Here is a 23,381-nt window from a genome sequence, read left to right as displayed (position 1 = left end):
GCCGGTCACCGCACTGTCAGGGTCAGGATCCTGTCGTCGCCCGCCTCCGGCGACCCGCGCCCGTCCGTCTCGCTCGTGACCAGCAGCAGCCGGTCGCCTCCGAGAGCGATCACCGTCCGCAGCCGGCCGTACTCGTCCTGCAGGAAGGCCTCGGGCTCGGCGACCGGCTCCGTCCCGGACAACGGGATCCGCCACAGCCGCGCGCCCTTCAGCCCGGCCATCCACACCGACCCCTCCGCCCAGGCGATCCCGCTCGGCGAGGCCTCGTCGGTCCGCCACACGGCCACCGGATCCCGCAGGCCCGGCTTGCCCGCCTTCCCCTCGGCCTCGGGCCAGCCGTAGTTCGCACCGGGCTCGATCAGATTGAGTTCGTCCCAGGTGTTCTGGCCGAACTCGGCCGCCCACAGCCGTTTGTCCTTGTCCCAGGCGAGGCCCTGCACATTGCGGTGCCCGTAGGAGTAGACGACCGAATCGGCCTCCGGATTGCCGTGCACCGGATCCCCGTCCGGAGTCATCCGCAGGATCTTGCCGCCGAGCGACTTCCTGTCCTGCGCGAGACCGGTGACACCCGTCTCTCCCGTCCCCGCGTACAGCATCTTGTCCGGGCCGAAGGCGATCCGCCCGCCGTTGTGGATCAGCCCCTTGGGGATCCCCCGGAACACGGTGTCCGGCGCGCCCAGTTGCTGCCCGGGAGGTCTCTGCTCGTCATAGCGCAGCCGTGCGATCCGGTTGTCGGACGCGGTCGTGAAATAGACGTACACCAGGCGGTCCGAGGCGAAGTCGGGCGACAGCGCGAGGCCCAGCAGGCCGCCCTCGCCGCCCGGGTCCACGCCCGGAACCTCGCCGATCTGCGTCACCGCGCCCGACCCGGCCGCGACCCGGCTGATCGTCCCCTTGTCCCGGGAGGCGACCAGCAGGTCACCTCCCGGCAGCGGGGCCACGCCCCAGGGCGACTCCAGGTCCTTGGCGGCCTCACCGGTTACCGTCACCGCCCCTTTCGCGGGCGGTCCGGGCGCCGGCGGTGAGGCGGCCCCGCTCCGCGAAGGGCCCGGCGACCCGGACTGCGCCGCCGTCGCACCCGGTGGGGAACCGCCCCGCCCGGTGTCCGGGGCGCCCTCCGGGGAGCACCCCGTCACCAGCAGCGCACCGCACCCGGCCAGCGCGACCGCCGCCAGCACGCTCCGGCGCCGCCCGCCGGGCCCCTCGCACCCCACCTGCCCGGGAGAACTTCCGTATCGCATCGCCCTGCTCCCTTCCGGTCCTCCGATCCTGCCCTTCACCCGTCTCAACAGCCGGGGCAGTTCCCGAAGTTCCACCACTCGTACACCCGATCGAGTGGTTGTGGGCGGTCAGTCCCAGGCTCCCACGTCGACCGGAAGGTCCGCGATCTCGGCCAGGTCCGCGGCCGCGAGGCGCAGCTGCGCCGCCCGCGCGTTCTCCACGGCCCAGTGCGCCCGGTCCGCGCCGGGCACCGGCACCACCTGCGGCCCCTGGGCCAGCACCCAGGCCAGGGCCACCTGCGCGACCGTGACCTCGGGCCCGTGCCGCCGCGCCACCCGCCGCAGCCCCGCCACCAGCACCTGGTTCGAGGCCATCGCCTCCGCCGTGAACCGCGGGTGCCGGGCCCGGACGTCCTGCGACTCGAAGCCCTCGCCCGGTGTGAGCGTCCCCGTCAGGAAACCGCTGCCCAGAGGCATAGCCGCCAGGAACCCCACCCCGCGCGCAGCGCACCACGGCAGCAGCTGCCCCGCCGCCTCCGGCGACCACACCGACAGCTCCGCCTGCACCGCGCTCACCGGGAAGACCTGCTGCAGCCGCTCCAGGTGCCGCAGCGTCGTCCGGTACCCGCGGTCACCGCGCCGCCCGGCCCCCGGGCCGGCCCCGGCCCCCAGCGCGCAGAAGCCGAGCGCCCGCACCTTCCCCGCGCTCACCAGCTCCGCCATGGCCCCCCAGGTCTCCTCCACCGGAACCTCCGGGTCCACCCGGTGCAGCTGGTAGAGGTCTATGACGTCCGTGCGCAGCCGCCGCAGCGAGGCGTCGCACGCCCGCCGCAGGTATCCGGGCCTCCCGTCGGCCACCACGTGCTGGTCGCCGGCCCGCAGCCCGACCTTGGCCGACACGAAAGCGTCGGACCGCCGCTCCCGCAGCACCCGCCCCAGCAGCAGCTCGTTGGTGAACGGGCCGTACACATCGGCCGTGTCCAGCAGGTTCGACCCCAGGTCCAGCGCCGCGTGCACGGCGGCCAGCGACTCGTGCCCCCGCCGCCGAGAAGGCGCGTACGCCCAGCTCATCGGCATACAGCCGAGGCCGACGGCGCCCACGCTCAGCGCCCCTGCCCCGATCGACCTGCGCTCCACCCCTGCGCCCCCCTCCACTTCGGCCACCAAACTAACGGCTTGATCAAGACGGCTTGGCATAGCCTCGTGATCATGACTGCAATGCCCCGGGACGTCTGGCTCCCCTTCCCCGCCGAAGAGGTCGCCGGCCTCCCCGACTCCTTCCGGTACCGCCACTGGGACGGAGAGGACGCCTTCCCGGCCGATCCGGCCGACTGCGTCTTCTACGCGGCCCCCTACATGAAGTCCGCCGAGGTCACCGTGCGCCCGCTCGCCGAGATGCCGGCCGTCCGGGTCGTCCAGACCCTGACGGCCGGCATCGACGACGTGCTGGGCCGCCTCGGAGACCTGCGCCCCGGCGTACGGCTGTGCAACGCCGCAGGGGTCCACACGGCCAGCACCGCCGAGCTGGCCCTCGCGCTGACCCTCGCCTCCCTGCGCGGAATCCCCGGCATGGTCCGCGGGCAGGACCGCGAGGAATGGCACTCCGGCTTCTACGACGCCCTCGCCGACAAGTCAGTTCTGATCATCGGCTACGGATCCATCGGCTCGGCGATCGAGGACCGGCTCGTGCCCTTCGAGTGCGAGCGGATCGAACGCGTGGCCCGTTCGGCCCGGACCACCGCCCGGGGCCCGGTGCACGCCCTCGCCGACCTGCCCGCGCTGCTGCCGCAGGCCGACGTGGTGATCCTCGTGACCCCGCTGACCGACGCCACCCGGGGCCTGGTCGGCGCCGAGTTCCTCGGCCGGATGAAGGACGGGGCGCTGCTCGTGAACGTGTCGCGCGGCCCCGTCGTCGACACCAAGTCCCTGCTGGCGGAGGTGGAGTCGGGCCGGCTGAACGCGGCCCTCGACGTCACCGACCCGGAACCGCTGCCCGCAGGCCACCCGCTCTGGCACGCGCCCAACGTCCTGATCACACCCCATGTCGGCGGCAGCAGCTCGGCGTTCGAGCCGAGGGCCAAGCGCCTGCTGGCCCGCCAGCTCACCCGCTTCGCCGCCGGAGAGCCCGTGGAGCACACGGTACTGATCACCGAATGACATCCCGCCCTTATACGCTCCGCAGTCGTTCGAGCGCGTTCGGTTGCGGCAACTCCCCGGCTGGTAACGGAGCGTAGAGCAACTATGTCCCTGAGTGACGAAAGTGGTGTATCGTCCGGAAGAAGGGGCTGCGCCACGAACGTCTGGCGCTGGGGTGTGATCGGACACTTTGGGGGGCGACGGGCGATGCACGGCCAATGGACGAAGGATCCGATGCGGCACAGCCGCCGGAGGCGACGCTGCCGAGACTGGACCGCGCCGGAAGCAGCCGGCGAGGGGGACCGGTGAGTACCCCGGGGGCGGCGCTCCTGGACCGGCCGTCCGTCTCGGGCGGAGGCAGGGGCCTGGCGATGCAGCTGATCCTCGCGGTCGTCAGCGGCGGGTACGCCGTCGGCGCCGCCCTCAACTGGGGGTCCGAGGAAGTCGCCGAGATCATGGGGGACTTCGGGCTCAGCGCGGCCGGTCTGCTCGCCGCCGTCTCCTGCTACACCTACGCACGGACGATCGACAGCCGGGAACGCCCCGCCTGGCTGCTCTTCGCCTTCTCCTCCCTCATGGGCGCCTGCGGCAACGCCGTCTGGGGCTGGTACGAGGTGATCCTCGGCCAGGACGTGCCGAAGCCCTCGCTCGCCGACTTCGCCTTCCTCTGCTTCGCCCCGCCCGCCATCGTGGGTCTGCTCGTCCTCGCCAAACGCCCGGTCACCCGCGCCGGCTGGGTGTGCCTGGGACTCGACTCCTGGCTCATCGGCGGCTCCCTGCTCACCCTGTCCTGGAGCCTGGCCCTGGCCCACGCGGCGCGGACCGCGCAGTCCGGCGCCCCCGGCAGCGTCCCGCGGGCCGCGCTCTCCCTCGCCTACCCCCTGCTCGACATCGCGCTCGTCTCGATGGTGCTCGTCCTCCACTTCCGGCGGAGCGAGACCAACCGCTCCGCCGTCAACACCGCCATCGCGGCGCTGGCCCTGACCGTCCTCAGTGACGCCCTGTTCACCTCGCCCCTGCTGAGCGCCGAGTACCAGTCCGGACAGCTGCTCGACGCCGGCTGGTTCGCCGGCTCGCTGCTGCTCGCGTACGCACCCTGGGGCGCCCGGCGCATCCACCAGAGCCAGATGCCGGCCGGGCACCCGCGGCGGGACCGGCCGCACAGCCGCCCGATCACCGGATCCCTGCCCGCCCTCACGCCGTACCTCGCGGCCGCCGTGTGCACCCTCGGAATCCTCTACAACGTCGTGGACGGCCGGAAGGTCGACAGGATGGTCGTCTTCACCGGCTGCACCGTCGTGCTCGCCCTCGTCATCCGGCAGGGCATCATGCTCCTCGACAACATCGCGCTGACCCAGGAACTGGCCCAGAAGGAGAACCACTTCCGCTCCCTCGTCCAGGGCTCCAGCGACGTCATCATGATCGCCGCGCCCACCGGGACCCTGCGGTACGTCAGCCCGGCCGCCGCCGGGGTCTACGGCCGCGAGGCGGAGGAGCTGGTCGGCACGGAGCTGGCCACCCTGATCCACCCCGACGACCTCGGCAGGGTGGTCCACGAAGTACGCCGCTTCCTCGCCGCACCGCCCACCGAGGAGCCCACCACCCGTATCGAATGCCGCTTCAAGTCGGGCGGCGGCGAGTGGCTGAACGTGGAGTCCACCGTCAACCGCCACCAGGGCGGACTCATCCTCAACAGCCGGGACGTCACCGAGCGCGTCCGGCTCCAGGCCCAGCTCCAGCACAGCGCCGAACACGACCCGCTCACCGACCTCCCCAACCGGGCCCTCTTCACCCGGCGCGTGCGCCAGGCCCTGACGGGCCGCCGTGCGGGCGACCACAGCACCGCCGTGCTCTTCATCGACCTCGACGGCTTCAAGGCGGTCAACGACACCATCGGCCACCAGGCCGGCGACGAACTGCTCATCGAGGCCGCCCGCAGGCTCCAGGACTCGGTCCGGGCCGGGGACACCGCCGCCCGGCTCGGCGGCGACGAGTTCGCCGCACTGATCCTGGGCGACGGGAGCCGAGACCGCAGCGCCCGCGAGTACCAGGTCCGCGAGATCGCCGACCGGCTGCGCGCCAGGCTCTCCCAGCCGTACCGGATCGGCGGCAGCGAGGTACGGGTGGCCGCCAGCATCGGCGTGGCCTTCGCCGACCCCGGGATCACCCCTTCGGACCTGATGCGCAACGCGGACCTGGCGATGTACCGGGCCAAGGCGGGCGGCAAGGACCGCGTCGAGACCTACGCCCCGCAGATGCAAGCCGAGGTGGTGCGCAAGGCCGAGCTGGCGGGCCGGCTGCGCACCGCGCTCCACGAGGGCGAGTTCGCCCTGCTGCACCAGCCCGTGGTCTCGCTCTCCACCGGCGAGATCGCGGCCGTCGCCGCGCAGGCCCGATGGCGTTCCGCCCAGGGGATCCTCTTCACCCCGACCGAGTTCCTCCGGGTGGCCGAGTACAGCGAGGGTGCGGCGGGCGCCGCCGCCGGCAGCACGGGCCCGGACGCCTCGCGCACCGCCGAGCTGGGGCGCTGGCTGCTGGAGGAGGCCGTGGAGCAGGCCGCCGACCGGCACCGGGCCGGGCACGACGTACCCGTGGCCGTGCGGATGACCGCCCAGCGGCTCCTGGACAGCGCCATGCCGCTCGGCTCCGTGGAAGCCCTGCTGACCCGGCACGGCCTGCCGTCCGGGGCCTTGGTGCTGGAGCTCGCGGTGTCCGACCCCAGAGTCCCCTTCGACGACCTGGAGCGGCGCCTCGCGGCCCTGCACCGGCTCGGGGTGGGAATCTCCCTCGACGGCTTCGGCAGCGGCTATGCGGCCATCAGCGCCCTGCGCCGCCTCCCCGTGGACATGCTCAAGCTGGACCGCGGCCTGGTGGAGGGAGTGGTCGAGTCCGCCCGCCTGCACAAGATCACAGCCGGTCTCTTGCGCATCGCAAACGACCTGGGCATGCGCTCGGTGGCCGACGGGGTGGACCTGCCCGAGCAGGTGGCCGCGCTGCGTGCCATGGGGTGCACGCACGGCCAGGGGATGGCCTTTTCCGGCCCCCTCGACGAGTACAGGCTGCGGCGCGCGCTGGTGCGCGGTACGTTCCCAGTACCGGGCGGAGCGGCCCAGCCGGCACTGGCGGGCGGCTCCTCCGGGGGCTCGATGGTCATCCGTAGAGGCTCACATAATGAGACGCCCGTCCCACCTACTTGACATCACCCTCCCGCCGGAGGGAGGGTCAGTGCCATGCGCACCCGAATTCTCGTACTTGGAAAGCGCGTCGGCTGAAGCTGGGACCTGCATGTCCCCGCTCAACACCCCCGACGCGCTCCCCTCGCTTGCCTCCTGGCACGAGGGGTTTTTTGTTGCACTGGCACAGAGTCGAATCCGCGTAAAACCCTCAGCTTCGAGAAGAGAATGCCGATGACCGAGCAGGCCACCGGGGCCCACCATCCGCAGCCGCGGCCCCGTTCCGGCGGACAGCAGTCCGCCGCAGTTGAGCACGTCACGGGTGCGCAGTCCCTCATCCGCTCTCTCGAAGAGGTGGGGTGCGACACCGTCTTCGGGATTCCGGGAGGTGCCATCCTCCCCGCGTACGACCCGATGATGGACTCGAAGAAGGTCCGTCACATCCTGGTCCGCCACGAGCAGGGGGCCGGCCACGCCGCCACCGGCTACGCCCAGGCCACCGGCAAGGTCGGCGTCTGTATGGCCACGTCCGGACCGGGCGCCACGAACCTGGTCACCCCGATCGCCGACGCGCACATGGACTCCGTCCCGCTCGTCGCGATCACCGGCCAGGTCTCCTCCAAGGCGATCGGCACCGACGCCTTCCAGGAGGCGGACATCGTCGGCATCACCATGCCGATCACCAAGCACAACTTCCTGGTCACCAAGGCCGAGGACATCCCGAAGACGATCGCAGAGGCGTTCCACATCGCCGCCACCGGCCGTCCCGGCCCGGTCCTCGTCGACATCGCCAAGGACGCCCTGCAGGCGAAGACCACCTTCACGTGGCCGCCCTCCCAGGACCTTCCCGGTTACCGGCCGGTCACCAAGCCGCACGCCAAGCAGATCCGCGAGGCCGCCAAGCTCATCTGCCAGGCCAAGCGCCCGGTCCTGTACGTCGGCGGCGGCGTCATGAAGTCCGGCGCGACCGCCGAGCTGAAGGTCCTCGCCGAGCTGACCGGCGTCCCGGTCTGCACCACCCTGATGGCCCTGGGCTCCTTCCCCGACAGCCACCCGCTGCACGTCGGCATGCCGGGCATGCACGGCTCCGTCACCGGCGTCACCTCGCTGCAGAAGTCGGATCTGCTCATCGCGCTGGGCACCCGCTTCGACGACCGCGTCACCGGCAAGCTGGACAGCTTCGCCCCCTTCGCCAAGATCATCCACGCGGACATCGACCCGGCCGAGATCGGCAAGAACCGCGCCGTCGACGTCCCGATCGTCGGTGACGCCCGCGAGGTCATCGCCGACCTGATCCAGGCGGTCCAGGCCGAGCACACCGAGGGCAACGCCGGCGACTACACCGCCTGGTGGAACGACCTCAACCGCTGGCGCGAGACGTACCCGCTGGGCTACGACCTGCCCGAGGACGGCAGCCTCTCCCCGCAGCAGGTCATCGAGCGGATCGGCGCGCTCGCGCCGAAGAGCACGATCTTCGCGGCGGGCGTCGGCCAGCACCAGATGTGGGCCTCGCACTTCGTCAAGTACGAGGAGCCCCGCACCTGGCTGAACTCCGGCGGCGCCGGAACCATGGGCTACGCGGTCCCGGCCGCGATGGGCGCCAAGGTCGGCATGCCCGAGCGCACGGTCTGGGCGATCGACGGCGACGGCTGCTTCCAGATGACCAATCAGGAACTGGTCACCTGCGCCCTGAACAACATCCCGATCAAGGTCGCGATCATCAACAACGGCGCCCTGGGCATGGTGCGCCAGTGGCAGACGCTGTTCTACAACCAGCGGTACTCCAACACCGTCCTGCACGCCGACGAGACCGGTCACGACACGGTCGGCTCCCAGCTCGGCGAGTCCGTCGCGCCCCGCAAGGGCACCCGCGTCCCGGACTTCGTCAAGCTCTCGGAGGCCATGGGCTGCGTGGCGCTGCGCTGCGAGGACCCGGCCGACCTGGACAAGGTCATCGCCGAGGCCAACGCGATCAACGACCGTACCGTCGTCATCGACTTCATCGTCCACGAGGACGCCATGGTGTGGCCGATGGTCGCCGCCGGCACCTCCAACGACGAGGTCATGGCAGCCCGGGGCGTCCGTCCCGACTTCGGCGACAACGAAGACGACTGAGCCGAGAGAGCCTGAGAGAGAGAACGCCTCACATGTCCAAGCACACGCTCTCCGTCCTGGTCGAGAACACGCCCGGCATCCTCGCCCGGATCGCCGCCCTGTTCTCCCGCCGCGGGTTCAACATCGACTCCCTCGCGGTCGGCGTCACCGAGCACCCCGACATCTCCCGCATCACCATCGTCGTCAACGTCGAGGACCTCCCGCTGGAGCAGGTGACCAAGCAGCTGAACAAGCTGGTCAACGTGCTCAAGATCGTCGAGCTGGAGCCGCACAACGCCATCGAGCGTGAACTCGTCCTGGTGAAGGTCCGCGCCGACAACGAGACCCGCTCGCAGATCGTCGAGATCGTCCAGCTGTTCCGCGCCAAGACGGTCGACGTCTCCCCGGAGGCCGTCACCATCGAGGCGACCGGCGGCTCCGACAAGCTCGGCGCGATGCTCAAGATGCTGGAGCCCTTCGGCATCAAGGAGCTCGTGCAGTCCGGCACGATCGCCATAGGGCGCGGCGGACGGTCCATCACGGACCGCAGCCTGCGCGCACTCGACCGCAGCGCCTGACCCGGCCGGCCCGGCGACCGCGGCACAGCGGCCGCCGGGGCCGCCGGACCGCAGCAGACACGCTCGGCCCGCATAGCGAGACCGACGAACTCAGATTCCGTTCCCCGCCGTACGGTGGGAGCAACACCAGCGCACCAAGGAGATATCCCAGTGGCCGAGCTGTTCTACGAGAACGACGCCGACCTGTCCATCATCCAGGGCCGCAAGGTCGCGGTCATCGGTTACGGCAGCCAGGGCCACGCCCACGCGCTGTCGCTCCGTGACTCCGGCGTCGACGTCGTCGTCGGCCTGAAGGAGGGCTCGAAGTCCAAGGCCAAGGCCGAGGAGCAGGGCCTGAAGGTCGTCCCCGTGGCCGAGGCCGCCGAGTGGGCGAACGTCATCATGATCCTCACCCCGGACCCGCTGCAGGCCGAGATCTACGAGGAGTCCATCAAGGACCACCTCAAGGAGGGCGACGCGCTCTTCTTCGGCCACGGCTTCAACGTCCGCTACGGCTTCATCAAGCCCCCCACCAACGTGGACGTCGCGCTGGTCGCCCCGAAGGGCCCGGGCCACCTGGTCCGCCGCCAGTACGAGGAGGGCCGCGGCGTCCCGTGCATCGCCGCCGTCGAGCAGGACGCCACCGGCAAGGCCTTCGACCTGGCGCTCTCGTACGCGGCCGGCATCGGCGGCACCCGCGCCGGCGTCATCAAGACCACCTTCACCGAGGAGACCGAGACCGACCTGTTCGGTGAGCAGGCCGTCCTCTGCGGTGGCGCGTCCGCGCTGGTCAAGGCCGGTTTCGAGACCCTGACCGAGGCGGGCTACCAGCCGGAGATCGCCTACTTCGAGTGCCTGCACGAGCTGAAGCTCATCGTCGACCTCATGTACGAGGGCGGCCTGGAGAAGATGCGCTGGTCGGTCTCCGAGACCGCCGAGTGGGGCGACTACATCACCGGCCCGCGCGTCATCACCGACGCCACCAAGGCCGAGATGAAGAAGGTCCTCGAGGAGATCCAGAGCGGCAAGTTCGCCGAGGAGTGGATGGCCGAGTACAAGGCCGGTCTGCCGAAGTACAACGAGTACAAGAAGGCCGACTCCGAGCACCTGCTCGAGACCACCGGCAAGAAGCTGCGCAAGCTGATGAGCTGGGTCGACAACGACGAGAGCTGATCTCGCGGCGGCGGGGCCGGGACGGTGCGTCCCGGCCCCGCCGCGCATCACCGTGCGGTACGGCACCTGCCGCACCGGTGACCGGAGCGCCGGGATCGGAGCCCTCGCGGGGGCCGCTTGTCCAACCCGGCCAACCACGGAAGAGTGATCCTTCCGTACAGGCGGAAAACCGGTCCGTCTGCGCCACTACACTGCTCAACACATACGCGTCAGGCCCACAGTGTCGTGCGTCTTCCACGCGGCTACCCCCTCCACCGCCTGCGGCCGTCGGGACGGCCGTCCGCACTGGACTTGTGAGGATGACCCACGTGAGCTCGAAACCTGTCGTACTCATCGCCGAAGAGCTGTCGCCCGCCACGGTGGACGCGCTCGGTCCGGACTTCGAGATCCGGCACGTCAACGGAGCCGACCGCGGGGAGCTGCTGCCCGCGATCGTCGACGTCGACGCGATCCTCGTCCGCTCCGCGACGAAGGTCGACGCCGAGGCCATCGCCGCGGCGAAGAAGCTGAAGGTCGTCGCCCGCGCCGGCGTCGGTCTGGACAACGTCGACGTCTCCGCCGCCACCAAGGCCGGCGTGATGGTCGTCAACGCCCCGACCTCGAACATCGTGACCGCCGCCGAGCTCGCCTGCGGCCTGCTCGTCGCCACCGCGCGCAACATCCCGCAGGCCAACACCGCTCTCAAGAACGGCGAGTGGAAGCGGAACAAGTACACGGGTGTCGAGCTCAGCGAGAAGACCCTGGGTGTCGTCGGCCTCGGCCGCATCGGCGTCCTCGTCGCCCAGCGCATGTCGGCCTTCGGCATGAAGATCGTCGCGTACGACCCCTACGTCCAGCCCGCGCGCGCCGCCCAGATGGGCGTCAAGATGCTGACGCTGGACGAGCTGCTGGAGGTCGCCGACTTCATCACGGTGCACCTGCCCAAGACCCCCGAGACCCTCGGTCTCATCGGCGACGAGGCCCTGCACAAGGTCAAGCCGTCCGTCCGCATCGTCAACGCCGCGCGCGGCGGCATCGTGGACGAGGCCGCCCTGTACTCGGCCATCAAGGAGGGCCGCGTCGCCGGCGCCGGCCTCGACGTGTACGCGAAGGAGCCCTGCACGGACTCCCCGCTCTTCGAGCTCGACCAGGTCGTCTGCACCCCGCACCTCGGCGCGTCCACGGACGAGGCCCAGGAGAAGGCCGGTGTCTCGGTCGCCAAGTCGGTGCGCCTCGCCCTCGCCGGTGAGCTCGTACCGGACGCGGTCAACGTCCAGGGCGGCGTCATCGCCGAGGACGTCCGTCCGGGCCTGCCGCTCGCCGAGAAGCTCGGCCGCATCTTCACCGCCCTCGCGGGCGAGGTCGCGGTCCGCCTCGACGTCGAGGTCTGCGGCGAGATCACCCAGCACGACGTCAAGGTGCTCGAACTGTCCGCGCTCAAGGGTGTCTTCGAGGACGTCGTCGACGAGACGGTCTCCTACGTCAACGCCCCGCTGTTCGCTCAGGAGCGCGGTGTCGAGGTGCGCCTGACCACCAGCTCGGAGTCCCCCGACCACCGCAACGTGGTGACCGTCCGCGGCACCCTGTCGGACGGCCAGGAGGTCTCGGTCTCCGGCACGCTCGCGGGCCCGAAGCACCTTCAGAAGATCGTGGGCATCGGCGAGTACGACGTGGACCTGGCGCTCGCCGACTACATGGTCGTGCTGCGCTACACCGACCGCCCCGGCGTGGTCGGCACCGTCGGCCGCGTCCTCGGCGAGGGCGGGCTGAACATCGCGGGCATGCAGGTCGCCCGCGCGGAGGAGCACGGCGAGGCCCTCGCGGTCCTCACCGTCGACGCCGAGGTGCCGGCGGGCGTCCTCGCGGACATCGCCTCCGAGATCGGCGCCGTTTCGGCGCGCACCGTCAGCCTCGCCTGACGCCGCCACGGCAGTGACATGAGGAAGGGCCCGGGGGAGACCCCGGGCCCTTCCGCGTTCAGCGTTCCGCGCGGCGCGTCCGCCTTCCGCGTCCGCCTTCCGCCGGACGCGCCGCGCCGCACCGCGCCGGTCAGTTGTACGCCGCCTCGTGCTCCCGCGCCCCGGCGGCCGGGGCGGGCTCCGCCGCGGCCGGCGCGGGGGCGCCGGTCCCCCGCATCAGAGCCGCGGCGAGCACGGCCGCACCGAGCAGCAGTGCCGTACCGCCCCAGGCCGCGTACTGCATTCCGTGGACGAAGGCCTCGCGGGCCAGGGTCAAGGCCTGCTCGCCCGCCTCCCCGCCGATCCGGTGGGCGGTGGCGACGGCGCCGCCCAGGGTCTCCCGTGCGGCGGGCTCGGCGTCGGCCAGGTCGCTGCGGTAGACCGCGGTGCCCAGGCTGCCGAGGACGGCCATGCCCAGGGCGCCGCCGAACTCCGTACCGGTCTCCAGCAGGGAGGCGGCGGAACCGGCCTTCTCGGCGGGGGCCGCGCCCAGGGCCAGGTCGGAGACCAGGGACATCACGGTGACGATGCCCGAGGCCAGGACGCCCGCGCCGGTCAGCAGCAGCCACAGGGAGTCGGTGCCCACCAGGCCGATCAGCGCGAATCCGGCGGCGGCGAGGACGAACCCGCCGGCGATGACGTAGGCCCGGTCCACCTTCTGGGCGAGGGACGCGGAGACGGGGGCCGCCGCACCGATGACGACGGAGGGGGCCAGGCTCCACAGGGCGGCTTCCAGCGTGCCCATGCCGAGCACCGCCTGGAGGTACTGGGTGGTGAAGTAGGCCGAGCCGAGCATGGCGAAGGCGGCGAGGGTGTTCAGGCCGATGCCGGCGCCGAAACCGCGGCCCTGGAACAGCGAGCGGCTGATCATGGCGTCGTCACGGGTGCGCTGGCGGCGGACGAAGACGTACCCGAAGGCCAGGCCGACGGCGAGGCAGCCCAGGTGGAGGGGTTCGAAGCCCTCGGCGGCGATCTCCTTCAGGCCGTACACGACCGGCAGCACCGCGGCCATCGACAGCGGGACGCCGGCCAGGTCGAAGCGGCCCGGGACGGGGTCCTTGAACTCCGGGACCAGGACGGGGACCAGGGCGAGCAGCAGGACCATGGCGGGCACGTTGACCAGGAAGACGGAGCCCCACCAGAAGTGGTTCAGCATCACGCCGCTCAGCACCGAGCCGAGCGCGATGCCGCCGGTCATGGCCCCGGACCAGATGGCGATGGCCTTGCCGCGCTGCTTGTCGTCCTGGAAGAGGTTGCGGACGAGGGCCAGCGTGGACGGCATCAGGGTCGCGCCGCCGATGCCGAGCAGGACGCGGGCCGCGATGAGCATCTCCGCGCTGGTGGCGTAGGCGGCGCCGACCGAGGCGAGGCCGAAGGCGGCGGCTCCGATCAGCAGCAGCCGGCGGCGGCCGATCCGGTCGCCGAGCGAGCCCATCGTGATCAGCAGGCCGGAGAGGGCGAAGGCGTAGCTGTCGAAGATCCAGAGCTGCTGGGTGGCGCTCGGGTCGAGCTGCTCGGTGATCGCCGGAATGGCGAAGTAGAGGACCGAGACGTCCATCGAGACCAGGAGCAGGGGCAGCACCAGGACGGTGAAGGCGGTCCATTCACGGCGGCCGGCGAGTCGCGCTGTGGCGGCGGGGTTCGTCATGCCGAGGAACATACACATGTATTAAACGCTTGTCTATGACGCTTGTATAGAACTGTCGTCTAGGACAGTTGTCTTGCTACGGTGAGGCCATGGGACATCGCGAAGATCTGCTCGAAGGCGCCAAGAAGTGCCTGGTGGAGAAGGGGTTCGTACGCACCACCGCGCGCGACATCGTCAGCGCGTCGGGGACGAACCTGGCCTCCATCGGCTACCACTACGGCTCGAAGGACGCCCTGCTCACCGAGGCCTTCATCGGCCTGATCGAGGAGTGGGGGGCGGTCTTCCAGGACGGCCTGGCCGGGGAGGGCGGATCGCTGGAGCGCTTCCGCGCGCTCTGGGAAGGCGTCCTCGCGCAGCACGAGAAGTCCGCGCCCGTCTGGGCGGCGAGCCTGGAGGTGGCGCTCGGCCGCGACCAGCGGCCGGAGCTGCGGGCCATGCTCGCGGCCTCCCAGGCCGAGGGGCGCCGCGGGCTGATCTCCATGCTCACCGGCACCCCGGAGGGCGAACTCGACGAGCGGGACGTGCGCACCCTGGGCTCCTTCTACCAGGCGCTGCTCAACGGCCTGATGATCCAGTGGCTCTTCGATCCGGAATCGGCGGCCACGGCCGAGGAGTTCACCGAGGGCATGCGCCGGGCCGCCGAGGCGATGACCCGGCCGCAGGAGCAGACCGGCGGAGGCGGACGGCCTACACCGTGATGACCACCTTCGCGCGGGCGTGCTCCACCTCGAGGTACCTGATGGCCTCGGGCACCTCGCGCAAAGGGTAGGTGCGGTCGACGGCCGGGGTGACCCGGCCGGATTCGACGAGTTCCCGCAGCGCCGCCAGGTTCTCCCGGTCCGGCGCCGCGGTGAGGACGAGCAGCCGCTGGCGGACGAAGCCGGAGAGCGCCCGGCCCCTCACCAGGAGGGACATCGGCCCCACCAGGCTGCCCCCTTCGGACACGCCGCCGCCCGAGAGCACCAGCGTGCCTCCGGGCGTCAGCGCCCGCCGGCACGCGGCGAGCGACCGGTTGCCCACCAGGTCGAGGACGAGGTCGTGTCGCCGGCCGGTGCGGGTGAAGTCCTCCCGGGAGTAGTCGACGACGTGGTCGGCGCCGAGCGAGCGCACCAGCTCCGTGTTCCTCGTGCCGCACACGCCGGTCACCTCCGCGCCGAGGGCCTTGGCGATCTGAACGGCGAAGGTTCCCACCCCGCCTGACGCGCCGTTGACCAGAACCCGCTGTCCCGGTCGCAGGCGCCCCAGGTCGCGCAGGCCCATCAGGGCGGTGTTCCCCGCCAGCGGGACCGCGGCCGCCTGCTCGAACGTCAGGTTCGCGGGCTTCGGCTCCACCGCGTCGGCCGGGGCGCACACGTACTCGGCGAAGGCGCCCTCGGCCTCGCCGAACACCTCGTCGCCGGGGCGCAGCCGGGTCACGTCCTTGCCCACCGCCTCCACCCGGCCCGCGAAGTCGGTGCCCCGGATCCGCACCTTCGGGCGCCGCAGGCCCAGCACCAGCCGGGCCAGATACGGGTCGCCCCGCATGAGGTGCCAGTCGCGCGCGTTGACCGAGGCCGCACGGACCCGTACGAGCACCTCCCGGTCACCGACCCGTGGCCGCTCGACCTCCCTCAACTCCAGTACGCCGGGGGAGCCGTACCGGTCCTGGACGATCGCCTTCACGGAGCCTCCATGGTGCACCGACCGGCGCGGAGGGCTCCGCGGGCAGGGCGGCCGGCCCTGTCCGCGAGGCTAGGGAAGCGGCAGCCACCGGGGCATCGGGGACAGCCCTGAGACGCCCCGGGGAACACCCTCAGACCAGGGCCCGGGAGTGGCCGGGTCCGTACTGTCACGAGCGGTGTCGGTTCGGCCGTCTGCCATGGGGGGCCCCGACCGAACGGGCCGGTTCGGCGCTTTCGGGAAACGGGCGGATGGAGCCACCGGATCCGGAAACCCCGAAGTGCACAGAGCGCGCTGATCTCCTGTTCGGCGAACTCCTGCCGGGCCTCGCACCTTCTTGCCGGCGCCTACCGCAAAGACGCGTCCGAGGCCGCGAAGGCCCGGCTTTCTGTTCAGGCCCGCCTCCGACGTCGTGGAGACCCTGGAGCTCCAGGTCATCCACCTGCACCTCCAACGTGACGATGCGCCGCTGCCCCCGGGCCGACTGATGCCCGGTTCAGGCCAGGCGGGAGGCCTTGAGGGCCATGTGGAGCAGGAGGCGGTCCTCGCCCGCGTCGAGGTCGAGGCCGGTCAGCTGTTCCACGCGGCCGAGGCGGTAGTAGAGGGTCTGGCGGTGGATGCCGAGGGCGGCGGCGGCGCGGCCCGCCTGGCCGGCGCAGTCCAGGAACACCTCGGCGGTACGGGCGAGTTCGCGGTGGGCCGGGGTGAGCAGGGTCCGGGCCGCAGGGTCGTCCACCGGGTCGGAGGCCAGGCTCGCCAGCAGCCGGTACGGGCCGATCTGCGACCACTGGGCGACCGGGCCGAACCGGGGCTCGGCCACCGCCGCGCGGGCCGCGGCCACGGCCTGCTCCCAGGCGGCGGGCAGTTCGGCCAGGCCGCGGACGGGGTCGGCGACCCCCGCGGTCATCCGGTGCGGGCCGGCCGCGGTCGTGGACCCGGCTCCCGTGGACGCCCCGGCCGACGCCGCCTTGGCCCGGGATCCGGAGGCGCCCGGGCCGGCCGCAGCGGCCGCCGCCGGTTCCGCCGCGCGCGGCAGCAGCCGTGCCACCGCCGTCAACGCCGGAGCCAGCGCGTCCGTCGACCGCAGCCGGAGCAGTACGGCCAGGGCCAGGCCGCCCGCGGGCCCGGCTGCGGACGCGGCGCCCGGCTCGCCCGCGCCGCCGCCCCGCAGTGGTACGACGCACACGGCCGCCGCGCCCGGCACGGTCGCGGGAGTCTCACCGGGCCACGGCGCGACGCAGACCGCCGCGTGCAGGCCGTCCCCGCCCGGCCCGAGGGCGGCCCGCAGCGCGGCCACCGCCATGTCCTGCTGCCACCCCCGCCCGGCCGTGAGCACCGCCTGGAACTCCCGCGACAGGTCCGCCCCCGCCTTCGCCTCCTCGGCGAGCAGCACCCCGATCCGCTGGGCCACCTCCATGGCCGCGGCCAGCGCCGCGGGGTCGGGGCCGGGCTTGCCGGGCTCCTGGTCGAGCAGCCACACGTAGCCCTGCACGATGCCCCGGGACCGCACCGGCAGGCAGATCCGCCCCCGGAACACCCCCGCGTCGGGCGCCGCCGGGATGCGGACGGGGCCGGTGGCGCGGGCGATGCCGAAGCCCTCGAACCAGGCCCGCACGGCCGCCGTCGACTGCCGGGTCAGGATCGACCGGGTCCGTACGGGGTCCATCGCGAGGTCGTCGTCGCTGTCGTGGGCGCCGAAGGCGATGAGGCGGAAGTCCCGGTTCTCCAGGGTCGCCGGGGCGCCGAGGAGCGCCGAGATCTCGTCCACCAGGTCCTGGTAATCGCCCTTCACGCGCACATTCTCCCACCCGCGGCCGCACTCTTCAGACAGATGTATGAGATCGCGGACACGGATGCGTGACAGCTGTCGATGGCAGAGGATCAAAGCGATCCTTAGGTTTCACGGTGGTTTTACTTGCGCTTTTCTTCTGCCACCCGCTGGAGGTGCCCCGTGCTGGGTCCCGTGATCCTCGCCGCTTCGCGCAGCGACAAGATGCGTCGTATCGTCTCTGCCGCCCCGGTGACCAAGCCCGTGGTGAACCGTTTCATCCCCGGCGAGACGGTCGACCAGGTCATCCCGATCGTCGAGGACCTCACGCAGGCCGGCCTGGAGGTCACCCTCGACGTCGTCGGCGAGGACATCACCGAGGTGGAGCAGTCCTACGCGGCGCGTGACGCCTACCTCCAGCTCATCGAGCGCCTCGCGGAGCTCGGCCTCGGCGAGAAGGCCGAGATGTCCGTCAAGCTGTCCATGTTCGGCCAGGCCCTGGAGGGCGGCCACGAGCTGGCGCTCGCCAACGTCCGCCCCGTCGTCGAGGCCGCCGCCGCCATCGGCACCACCGTGACGCTGGACGCCGAGGACCACACCACCCTCGATTCGATGTTCGCCATCCACGAGGAGCTGCGGAAGGACTTCCCGCAGACCGGCTGCGTGATCCAGGCGTACCTCTTCCGCACCGAGGCCGACGCCCGGCGCCTGGCCGCCAACGGCAGCCGCGTGCGGATCGTCAAGGGCGCCTACAAGGAGCCCGCCGAGGTCGCGTACCTGGACAAGGCGGAGATCGACAAGGCGTACGTCCGCATCCTGAAGATCCTGATGGACGGCGAGGGCTACCCGATGATCGGGTCCCACGACCCGCGCCTCATCGCCATCGGCCAGGAGCTCGCCCGCAAGGCCGGGCGCAAACTGGACGAGTACGAATTCCAGATGCTGTACGGCATCCGCAGCGAGGAGCACCTGCGGCTCGCCGCCGAGGGCCACCGCATGCGCGTCTACACCGCGTACGGGACGGACTGGTACGGCTACTTCATGCGCCGCCTCGCGGAGAAGCCGGCCAACCTGCTCTTCTTCGTCCGCTCGATGATCACCAAGAACTAGCCAAGAACCAGGTCAAGGAGTTACCACCCCCATGGATGCTGTGACCCAGGTCCCCGCTCCGGTCAACGAGCCGGTCCACTCGTACGCCCCCGGCACCCCGGAGCGCACGCGCCTCGAAGAGCAGCTCAAGCAGCTGTCCGAGAACCCGATCGACCTTCCGATGACGATCAACGGCGTCAAGCGGATGGGCGGCGGCGAGCGTTTCGACGTGGTCCAGCCGCACGACCACAAGTCGGTGCTCGGCACCTACGCGAACGCCACCCAGGCCGACGCCCAGGAGGCGATCGACGCCGCCCTGGCCGCCGCCCCGGCCTGGCGCTCGATGTCCTTCGACGACCGCGCGGCGATCATCCTGCGCGCCGCCGAGCTGCTGTCCGGCCCGTGGCGCGAGAAGCTCGCCGCCTCGACCATGCTGGGCCAGTCGAAGACCGCCCAGCAGGCGGAGATCGACACCCCGTGCGAGCTCGTCGACTTCTGGCGCTTCAACGTCCACTTCGCCCGCCAGATCCTGGCCGAGCAGCCGGTCGCGAACTCCGCCGGCGTGTGGAACCGCAGCGACCACCGCCCGCTCGAGGGCTTCGTGTACGCGATCACGCCGTTCAACTTCACGGCCATCGCCGGCAACCTGCCGACCGCTCCCGCCCTGATGGGCAACGTGGTCCTGTGGAAGCCGTCCCCGACGCAGACCCACTCCGCGGTCCTCCTCATGGAGCTCCTGGAGGAGGCCGGCCTGCCCAAGGGCGTCATCAACCTGGTGACGGGCGACGGCATCGCCGTCTCCGAGGTGGCCCTGAACCACCCCGAGCTGGCCGGCATCCACTTCACCGGCTCGACCAAGACCTTCCAGTACCTGTGGAAGACGGTCGGCAACAACATCGAGAAGTACAAGTCCTACCCGCGCCTGGTCGGCGAGACCGGCGGCAAGGACTTCGTCGTCGCGCACCCGTCCGCGGACCGCGCGATCCTGAAGACCGCCCTGACCCGCGGATCCTTCGAGTTCCAGGGCCAGAAGTGCTCGGCGTCCTCGCGCGCCTACGTCCCGGCCTCCATCTGGAACGACGGCTTCAAGGAGGCCTTCGCGGCCGAGGTCGACGGCATCACCATGGGCCCGGTCACCGACCTGACCAACTTCATCGGCGCCGTCATCGACGACCGTTCCTTCGCGAAGAACAAGGCCGCGATCGACCGCGCCAAGGCCGACCCGACCTGCGAGATCGTCGCCGGCGGCACCTACGACGACTCGGAGGGCTACTTCGTCCGCCCGACCGTCATCGTGTGCACCGACCCGGAGAACGAGGTCTTCACGACCGAGTACTTCGGCCCGATCCTGGCGATCCACGTCTACGAGGACGAGAACTACGACGCCATGCTGGCGCAGATGGAGTCCGTCTCGGCATACGCCCTGACCGGCTCGATCATCGCCGCGGACCGCTACGCGGCGGCGGACGCGATGGAGAAGCTCCGCTTCGCGGCGGGCAACTTCTACATCAACGACAAGTCCACCGGCGCCGTCGTCGGCCAGCAGCCCTTCGGCGGCGGCCGCGCCTCCGGCACCAACGACAAGGCCGGCGCCGCGTCGAACCTGCTCCGCTGGACCTCGACCCGCTCCATCAAGGAGACCCTGGTCCCGCCGACCGAGTACGGCTACCCCCACATGGGCTGACCTCCGGCCCCTGCTGAACCCCGCCCCCGCTCCGGTACCCCCAAGTCCGGAGCGGGGGCGGTATCCATTTCGGGACCGGGCAACTCCTGCTAGCCTGGGCGCAGTTGTCGCGTACGGCGACCAGCTCCACTACCCGGGCCCGGTGACCCGGGGGAGCCAAGGGCTCTGCCGAGTTCCCGTACGGGGTGGGAAAGACCGCTGGAGATACGCAACCTCTACGCGCCCGTACCGGGACCGGCGCCCGGGGAGACGTATGTCCAGGCGTACAGACAACCGCCACCGTGCCGCGTCCATCTGCCGCGCGGCCACCGGTCTGCCGCACCGCACCTGTCTCGGCTGGGCCGAAACGGGGCTGATCGACCACCGCCAACCGGTCCCGGACGCCGAGGACGAGGGACAGCGCGTCCTGGAGTCGCTCGTGCTGGCCGAGATCGCCGACGGGCTCCGTGAGAGCGAGCACCGAGACGGGGCCCTCTTCGGCTTCACCTCCGCCCGGCCGGCCCGCACCGGGCTGGCCCTCGGACTGCACCCGGCCATGGCGGACCGGGTCCTCGCCACGGTGCTGCCGCGCCTCGACGAGCACCACGGCGGACTCCGCGGGGTGCCCGGGCTGCGCATCGTCCCGACGGGCCCGAGCTGGGCGCTGACCCGGCTGCGGGACGGGGCCGCGGTCCATCTGCTGCACCCCGACCCGGACTGGCGCCCGGTGCTGCCGGAACACGGCGACGGGCTGACACAGCTGTGGCGGCGCAACCGCCACCGCCTGCACCCCGCCGAGGCGGCGGAGCTGGGCGGGCGCGCCGACGCAGGGGGCGACCCAGGCTCGGTCGCGGCGCAGGACTGGCTGAACAGCAGGCTCCTGCGACGCCCGCGACTGCTGGGCGCGGCCGGGGCCGCCCACGGATCGGCGAACGTGTACACCCACGGCGGCGGGGACGTGGTCGTGGAGTGGTGCTGCGCCGTGGAACGGGACGAACTCGAGCGGCGGCTGCGCCGGAGCGGTCTGGCGCAGCGGCCGCGCGGGGTCGCCGAGCGGCTGCGGGACCAGCCGTGGTTCCCCGGTGAGATCGCGATGGGCGGCGCCTTCGTCACCCTGCGGCGCGGGCCCTGCCGCGCCCCGGACGCCGCGGCGCGGAGGACATCGTGATGCTGACCGCGGTGATCGTGACGGCTGCCGTGCTCGGGGTGGCGAAAGTGGTGCGGGACTGGCTGATCCTGCGGCAGGTGCGGGCCGCCATGGAGGCCGGCACCCCCGAGGACCGGGTGCGGATCGGGATGCGGCTCGCCGAGGCCCTCGGCGGCGGGCAGGCCGCGGCGGCGCCGGGGCAGGCCCCTGAGCCGCCCGGCGGCGAGGTGGTCACACCTCGACCATGACCTGGTCGAGGGACTTGCGGACCAGGTCCGGGACCACGCAGTCGTCCGCCGGGTAGCCGACCGGGATGACCGCGAAGGCCTTCTCGTTCGCCGGCCGGTTCAGGACGTGGCCCAGGAAGCGCATCGGGCTCGGGGTGTGGATCAGGGCGGCGAGGCCGCTCAGGTGCAGGGCGGACAGGAGCATGCCGACCGCGATGCCGACCGACTCGTCCACGTAGTAGTGCTTGCGCTTCGTGCCGTCGGGGCCGAGCCAGTAGCGCTGCTGGAAGACCACGATCAGCGCGGGGGCGTCCGTCAGGTGCGTCTTCACGGCGTCCGTGCCGAGCGGGCGCAGGGCCGCCAGCCATTCGTCGCCGAGGCGGCCGTCGTAGGAGAGCTCCTCCTCCTGTTCCGCGGCCGCGCGGATCTGCCGGCGCACGGCCGGGTCCTTGACCAGGACGAAGGTCCACGGCTGCTGGTGGGCCCCGGACGGCGCCGTCGCCGCGCACGCGACGGCGTCCCGGACGGCCTGCTCGGGCACCGGGTCGGGGGAGAAGTGGCGTACGGTCCGCCGCTCGTCCATCCGGGCCCGCAACTCGGCGGCCCGCGCCAGGGATTCGTGCTGCGGCATGCGCTCGGGCCGGTAGGCGGCGGGGCGGTACGGCTGGCCGTGGGTGGGGGTCCACTGCTGGGTATCGGGCGACATGGGGCGAGTCTGCCGACGCAGTGGTCCAGACCGCTAGAGCCGCTTCGGCCGATGGCGGCCGGTGTGCGGCGTTCGGCGTCCGCAATGCGGTCCCCGTCCTTGATACGTTCGCGGGATGAGTGAGTGGGACGCGGAGGCCGTACGGGCGAGGTTGCGCGCGAAGATCTTCCGGTACGAGCTGAGCCCGCCGCTCCCGGAGGCGGAGGTCCGGGCCTTCGAGGAGGAGCACGGCATTCGGCTGCCCGAGGAGTACCGGACGTTCGTCACGACGGTCGGCGACGGCCCGGCGGGTCCCCGGCACGGGCTGATGCCGCTGATCACCCCGCGCACGGGGGTCGACGACGACTGGGCGGTGGACGACGAGTGGCGGGACGACCGCCGCCCGGGCCGGCTGGCCGCGCCCTGCCCGATCCGGGGGCCCCGTCCGTTCGATGAAAACCGCCGGTTCGACGAGGCCGAGGGGCTGACCCTGGGCACGCTCATGCTGGCCGAGGAGGGGTGCGGCATGTATGCGAGGTTGATCCTCAACGGGCCGCTGGCCGGTCAGGTCTGGCAGCTGGACCAGGACTTCGGCTGCCACTTCCCCGAGAGCCCGGACTTCCGCAGCTGGTACACCGAGTGGCTGGAGCAGTGATGGACACGCGGACCGCGCACACCTCGGAACTGACCGCCGGCGAGCTCCGCGCGATCCGGTCCCTGCTCGACGACGCCTTCGAAGGGGACTTCGCCGACGAGGACTTCGAGCACGCGCTCGGCGGAATGCACGTGCTGATCCGCGTGGACGCTCGGCTCGCCGCGCACGGCAGCGTCGTGCAGCGGCGGGTCCTGCACCGGGGCCGCGCTCTGCGCACCGGATACGTCGAGGCCGTGGCCGTACGGGCCGACCTGCGCCGCCGCGGCCTCGGCGGGCAGGTGATGGCCCGGCTGGAGCAGGTCGTGGCGGGGGCCTACGTGCTGGGCGCGCTGTCGGCGTCGGAGGAGGGGGCCGGGCTGTACCTGGCCCGCGGCTGGTCGGTGTGGCCGGGCGAGGTGGGGGCGCTCTCGCCGGACGGGCCGGTACGGCTGCCCGAGGAGGAGGGCTCCACCTACGTGTGGGCGCCGCCCGGCGGGATCCGGCCGGACCCCGCCGCGCGGCTCGACTTCGACTGGCGCGACGGGGACGTCCTCTAGGCCCTGCCGGGCGA

The 23,381-nt window shown here is 71.8% G+C and carries 19 protein-coding genes; 13 read left to right on the top strand and 6 right to left on the bottom strand.

Annotated features, from left to right (window positions below; translation table 11 throughout):
* Positions 1 to 5: 5 nt before the first annotated feature.
* Together OHA91_RS12195 and OHA91_RS12190 are read right to left on the bottom strand one after the other, a co-directional pair.
* Positions 6 to 1,241: a PQQ-dependent sugar dehydrogenase gene (locus OHA91_RS12195; RefSeq protein ID WP_078959186.1), complete on the bottom strand. Its 1,236-nt coding sequence runs from the start codon at positions 1,239 to 1,241 to the stop codon at positions 6 to 8.
* A 108-nt stretch (positions 1,242 to 1,349) separates the two neighbouring features.
* The gene (locus OHA91_RS12190) at positions 1,350 to 2,357 is read right to left on the bottom strand and encodes an aldo/keto reductase (RefSeq protein WP_031148546.1); all 1,008 of its coding nucleotides are present in this window, start codon (positions 2,355 to 2,357) and stop codon (positions 1,350 to 1,352) included.
* A gap of 72 nt (positions 2,358 to 2,429) precedes the next feature.
* On the opposite strand from OHA91_RS12190, the gene OHA91_RS12185 reads away from it, so the two are divergent.
* From OHA91_RS12185 to serA, 6 genes are all read left to right on the top strand, one after another.
* Positions 2,430 to 3,377: a 2-hydroxyacid dehydrogenase gene (locus tag OHA91_RS12185; protein WP_031148548.1), complete on the top strand. Its 948-nt coding sequence runs from the start codon at positions 2,430 to 2,432 to the stop codon at positions 3,375 to 3,377.
* 284 nt (positions 3,378 to 3,661) lie between these two features.
* On the top strand, positions 3,662 to 6,553 hold the full coding sequence (locus OHA91_RS12180; RefSeq protein WP_408059163.1) for a putative bifunctional diguanylate cyclase/phosphodiesterase: 2,892 nt from the start codon (positions 3,662 to 3,664) through the stop codon (positions 6,551 to 6,553).
* Between the two features lie 204 nt (positions 6,554 to 6,757).
* Positions 6,758 to 8,644 (top strand): acetolactate synthase large subunit, encoded by a 1,887-nt coding sequence (locus OHA91_RS12175; RefSeq protein WP_031148552.1) that lies wholly within the window; start codon positions 6,758 to 6,760, stop codon positions 8,642 to 8,644.
* A 32-nt stretch (positions 8,645 to 8,676) separates the two neighbouring features.
* Positions 8,677 to 9,201 (top strand): acetolactate synthase small subunit, encoded by a 525-nt coding sequence (ilvN, locus tag OHA91_RS12170; RefSeq protein ID WP_030027475.1) that lies wholly within the window; start codon positions 8,677 to 8,679, stop codon positions 9,199 to 9,201.
* Positions 9,202 to 9,351: 150 nt separating this feature from the next.
* Entirely contained in the window at positions 9,352 to 10,353 is a 1,002-nt protein-coding gene (ilvC, locus tag OHA91_RS12165) for a ketol-acid reductoisomerase (RefSeq protein WP_030664757.1), read from the top strand.
* Positions 10,354 to 10,661: 308 nt separating this feature from the next.
* On the top strand, positions 10,662 to 12,251 hold the full coding sequence (serA, locus tag OHA91_RS12160; protein ID WP_328739227.1) for a phosphoglycerate dehydrogenase: 1,590 nt from the start codon (positions 10,662 to 10,664) through the stop codon (positions 12,249 to 12,251).
* Positions 12,252 to 12,381: 130 nt separating this feature from the next.
* Here the strand turns inward: serA and OHA91_RS12155 are convergent, their stop codons facing one another.
* On the bottom strand, positions 12,382 to 13,938 hold the full coding sequence (locus OHA91_RS12155) for an MFS transporter (protein WP_328739226.1): 1,557 nt from the start codon (positions 13,936 to 13,938) through the stop codon (positions 12,382 to 12,384).
* Positions 13,939 to 14,027: 89 nt separating this feature from the next.
* Here OHA91_RS12155 and OHA91_RS12150 point away from each other — a divergent pair, with 89 nt between their 5' ends.
* Complete coding sequence (locus tag OHA91_RS12150; RefSeq protein ID WP_031148562.1) at positions 14,028 to 14,636, top strand: TetR/AcrR family transcriptional regulator; 609 nt, start codon at positions 14,028 to 14,030, stop codon at positions 14,634 to 14,636.
* Here the strand turns inward: OHA91_RS12150 and OHA91_RS12145 are convergent.
* Both OHA91_RS12145 and OHA91_RS12140 read right to left on the bottom strand, forming a co-directional pair.
* Positions 14,626 to 15,600 carry an NAD(P)-dependent alcohol dehydrogenase gene (locus OHA91_RS12145; protein WP_328739225.1) on the bottom strand — a complete coding sequence of 325 codons (975 nt, stop codon included), beginning with the start codon at positions 15,598 to 15,600 and terminating at the stop codon, positions 14,626 to 14,628. The two genes, OHA91_RS12150 and OHA91_RS12145, sit on opposite strands and share 11 nt — an antisense overlap.
* Positions 15,601 to 16,093: 493 nt before the next feature.
* Positions 16,094 to 17,389 (bottom strand): PucR family transcriptional regulator, encoded by a 1,296-nt coding sequence (locus OHA91_RS12140; RefSeq protein WP_031148567.1) that lies wholly within the window; start codon positions 17,387 to 17,389, stop codon positions 16,094 to 16,096.
* A 159-nt stretch (positions 17,390 to 17,548) separates the two neighbouring features.
* Here OHA91_RS12140 and OHA91_RS12135 point away from each other — a divergent pair, with 159 nt between their 5' ends.
* The 4 genes from OHA91_RS12135 to OHA91_RS12120 all read left to right on the top strand — a co-directional run bounded on the left by OHA91_RS12135 (position 17,549) and on the right by OHA91_RS12120 (position 21,512).
* A complete protein-coding gene (locus OHA91_RS12135; protein ID WP_031148569.1) occupies positions 17,549 to 18,475 on the top strand; it encodes a proline dehydrogenase family protein in 927 nt (308 codons plus the stop codon).
* A 31-nt stretch (positions 18,476 to 18,506) separates the two neighbouring features.
* Positions 18,507 to 20,138 (top strand): L-glutamate gamma-semialdehyde dehydrogenase, encoded by a 1,632-nt coding sequence (gene pruA / locus OHA91_RS12130; protein ID WP_031148571.1) that lies wholly within the window; start codon positions 18,507 to 18,509, stop codon positions 20,136 to 20,138.
* Positions 20,139 to 20,391: 253 nt separating this feature from the next.
* Entirely contained in the window at positions 20,392 to 21,285 is an 894-nt protein-coding gene (locus OHA91_RS12125; protein WP_051893007.1) for a hypothetical protein, read from the top strand.
* Positions 21,285 to 21,512, top strand: a complete 228-nt coding sequence (locus OHA91_RS12120; RefSeq protein WP_031148575.1) for a hypothetical protein — start codon at positions 21,285 to 21,287, stop codon at positions 21,510 to 21,512. Before OHA91_RS12125 ends, OHA91_RS12120 begins: the two co-directional genes overlap by 1 nt.
* Here the strand turns inward: OHA91_RS12120 and OHA91_RS12115 are convergent.
* Positions 21,496 to 22,197 (bottom strand): nitroreductase family protein, encoded by a 702-nt coding sequence (locus OHA91_RS12115; RefSeq protein ID WP_031148577.1) that lies wholly within the window; start codon positions 22,195 to 22,197, stop codon positions 21,496 to 21,498. The genes OHA91_RS12120 and OHA91_RS12115 overlap by 17 nt on opposite strands.
* 115 nt (positions 22,198 to 22,312) lie before the next feature.
* Here OHA91_RS12115 and OHA91_RS12110 point away from each other — a divergent pair, with 115 nt between their 5' ends.
* Both OHA91_RS12110 and OHA91_RS12105 read left to right on the top strand, forming a co-directional pair.
* The gene (locus OHA91_RS12110; protein ID WP_031148579.1) at positions 22,313 to 22,831 is read left to right on the top strand and encodes an SMI1/KNR4 family protein; all 519 of its coding nucleotides are present in this window, start codon (positions 22,313 to 22,315) and stop codon (positions 22,829 to 22,831) included.
* Positions 22,831 to 23,367 carry a GNAT family N-acetyltransferase gene (locus OHA91_RS12105; protein WP_031148581.1) on the top strand — a complete coding sequence of 179 codons (537 nt, stop codon included), beginning with the start codon at positions 22,831 to 22,833 and terminating at the stop codon, positions 23,365 to 23,367. Before OHA91_RS12110 ends, OHA91_RS12105 begins: the two co-directional genes overlap by 1 nt.
* Positions 23,368 to 23,381 lie beyond the last annotated feature (14 nt).

The sequence above is a fragment of the Streptomyces erythrochromogenes genome (genome assembly GCF_036170895.1).
GTDB lineage: Bacteria > Actinomycetota > Actinomycetes > Streptomycetales > Streptomycetaceae > Streptomyces > Streptomyces erythrochromogenes.
Note: the sequence above shows the minus strand (reverse complement) of the source record. Positions and strands in the feature narration are given on the sequence as shown.

Excerpts from the sequence above, each read along its gene's own strand:
- pruA (WP_031148571.1), top strand. The coding sequence starts at position 18,507 with ATGGATGCTGTGACCCAGGTCCCCGCTCCGGTCAACGAGCCGGTCCAC.
- OHA91_RS12175 (WP_031148552.1), top strand. The coding sequence starts at position 6,758 with ATGCCGATGACCGAGCAGGCCACCGGGGCCCACCATCCGCAGCCGCGG.
- OHA91_RS12195 (WP_078959186.1), bottom strand. The coding sequence starts at position 1,241 with ATGCGATACGGAAGTTCTCCCGGGCAGGTGGGGTGCGAGGGGCCCGGC.
- OHA91_RS12155 (WP_328739226.1), bottom strand. The coding sequence starts at position 13,938 with ATGACGAACCCCGCCGCCACAGCGCGACTCGCCGGCCGCCGTGAATGG.
- OHA91_RS12115 (WP_031148577.1), bottom strand. The coding sequence starts at position 22,197 with ATGTCGCCCGATACCCAGCAGTGGACCCCCACCCACGGCCAGCCGTAC.
- OHA91_RS12125 (WP_051893007.1), top strand. The coding sequence starts at position 20,392 with ATGTCCAGGCGTACAGACAACCGCCACCGTGCCGCGTCCATCTGCCGC.
- OHA91_RS12120 (WP_031148575.1), top strand. The coding sequence starts at position 21,285 with ATGCTGACCGCGGTGATCGTGACGGCTGCCGTGCTCGGGGTGGCGAAA.
- OHA91_RS12105 (WP_031148581.1), top strand. The coding sequence starts at position 22,831 with ATGGACACGCGGACCGCGCACACCTCGGAACTGACCGCCGGCGAGCTC.
- OHA91_RS12110 (WP_031148579.1), top strand. The coding sequence starts at position 22,313 with ATGAGTGAGTGGGACGCGGAGGCCGTACGGGCGAGGTTGCGCGCGAAG.
- OHA91_RS12150 (WP_031148562.1), top strand. The coding sequence starts at position 14,028 with ATGGGACATCGCGAAGATCTGCTCGAAGGCGCCAAGAAGTGCCTGGTG.
- OHA91_RS12185 (WP_031148548.1), top strand. The coding sequence starts at position 2,430 with ATGACTGCAATGCCCCGGGACGTCTGGCTCCCCTTCCCCGCCGAAGAG.
- ilvN (WP_030027475.1), top strand. The coding sequence starts at position 8,677 with ATGTCCAAGCACACGCTCTCCGTCCTGGTCGAGAACACGCCCGGCATC.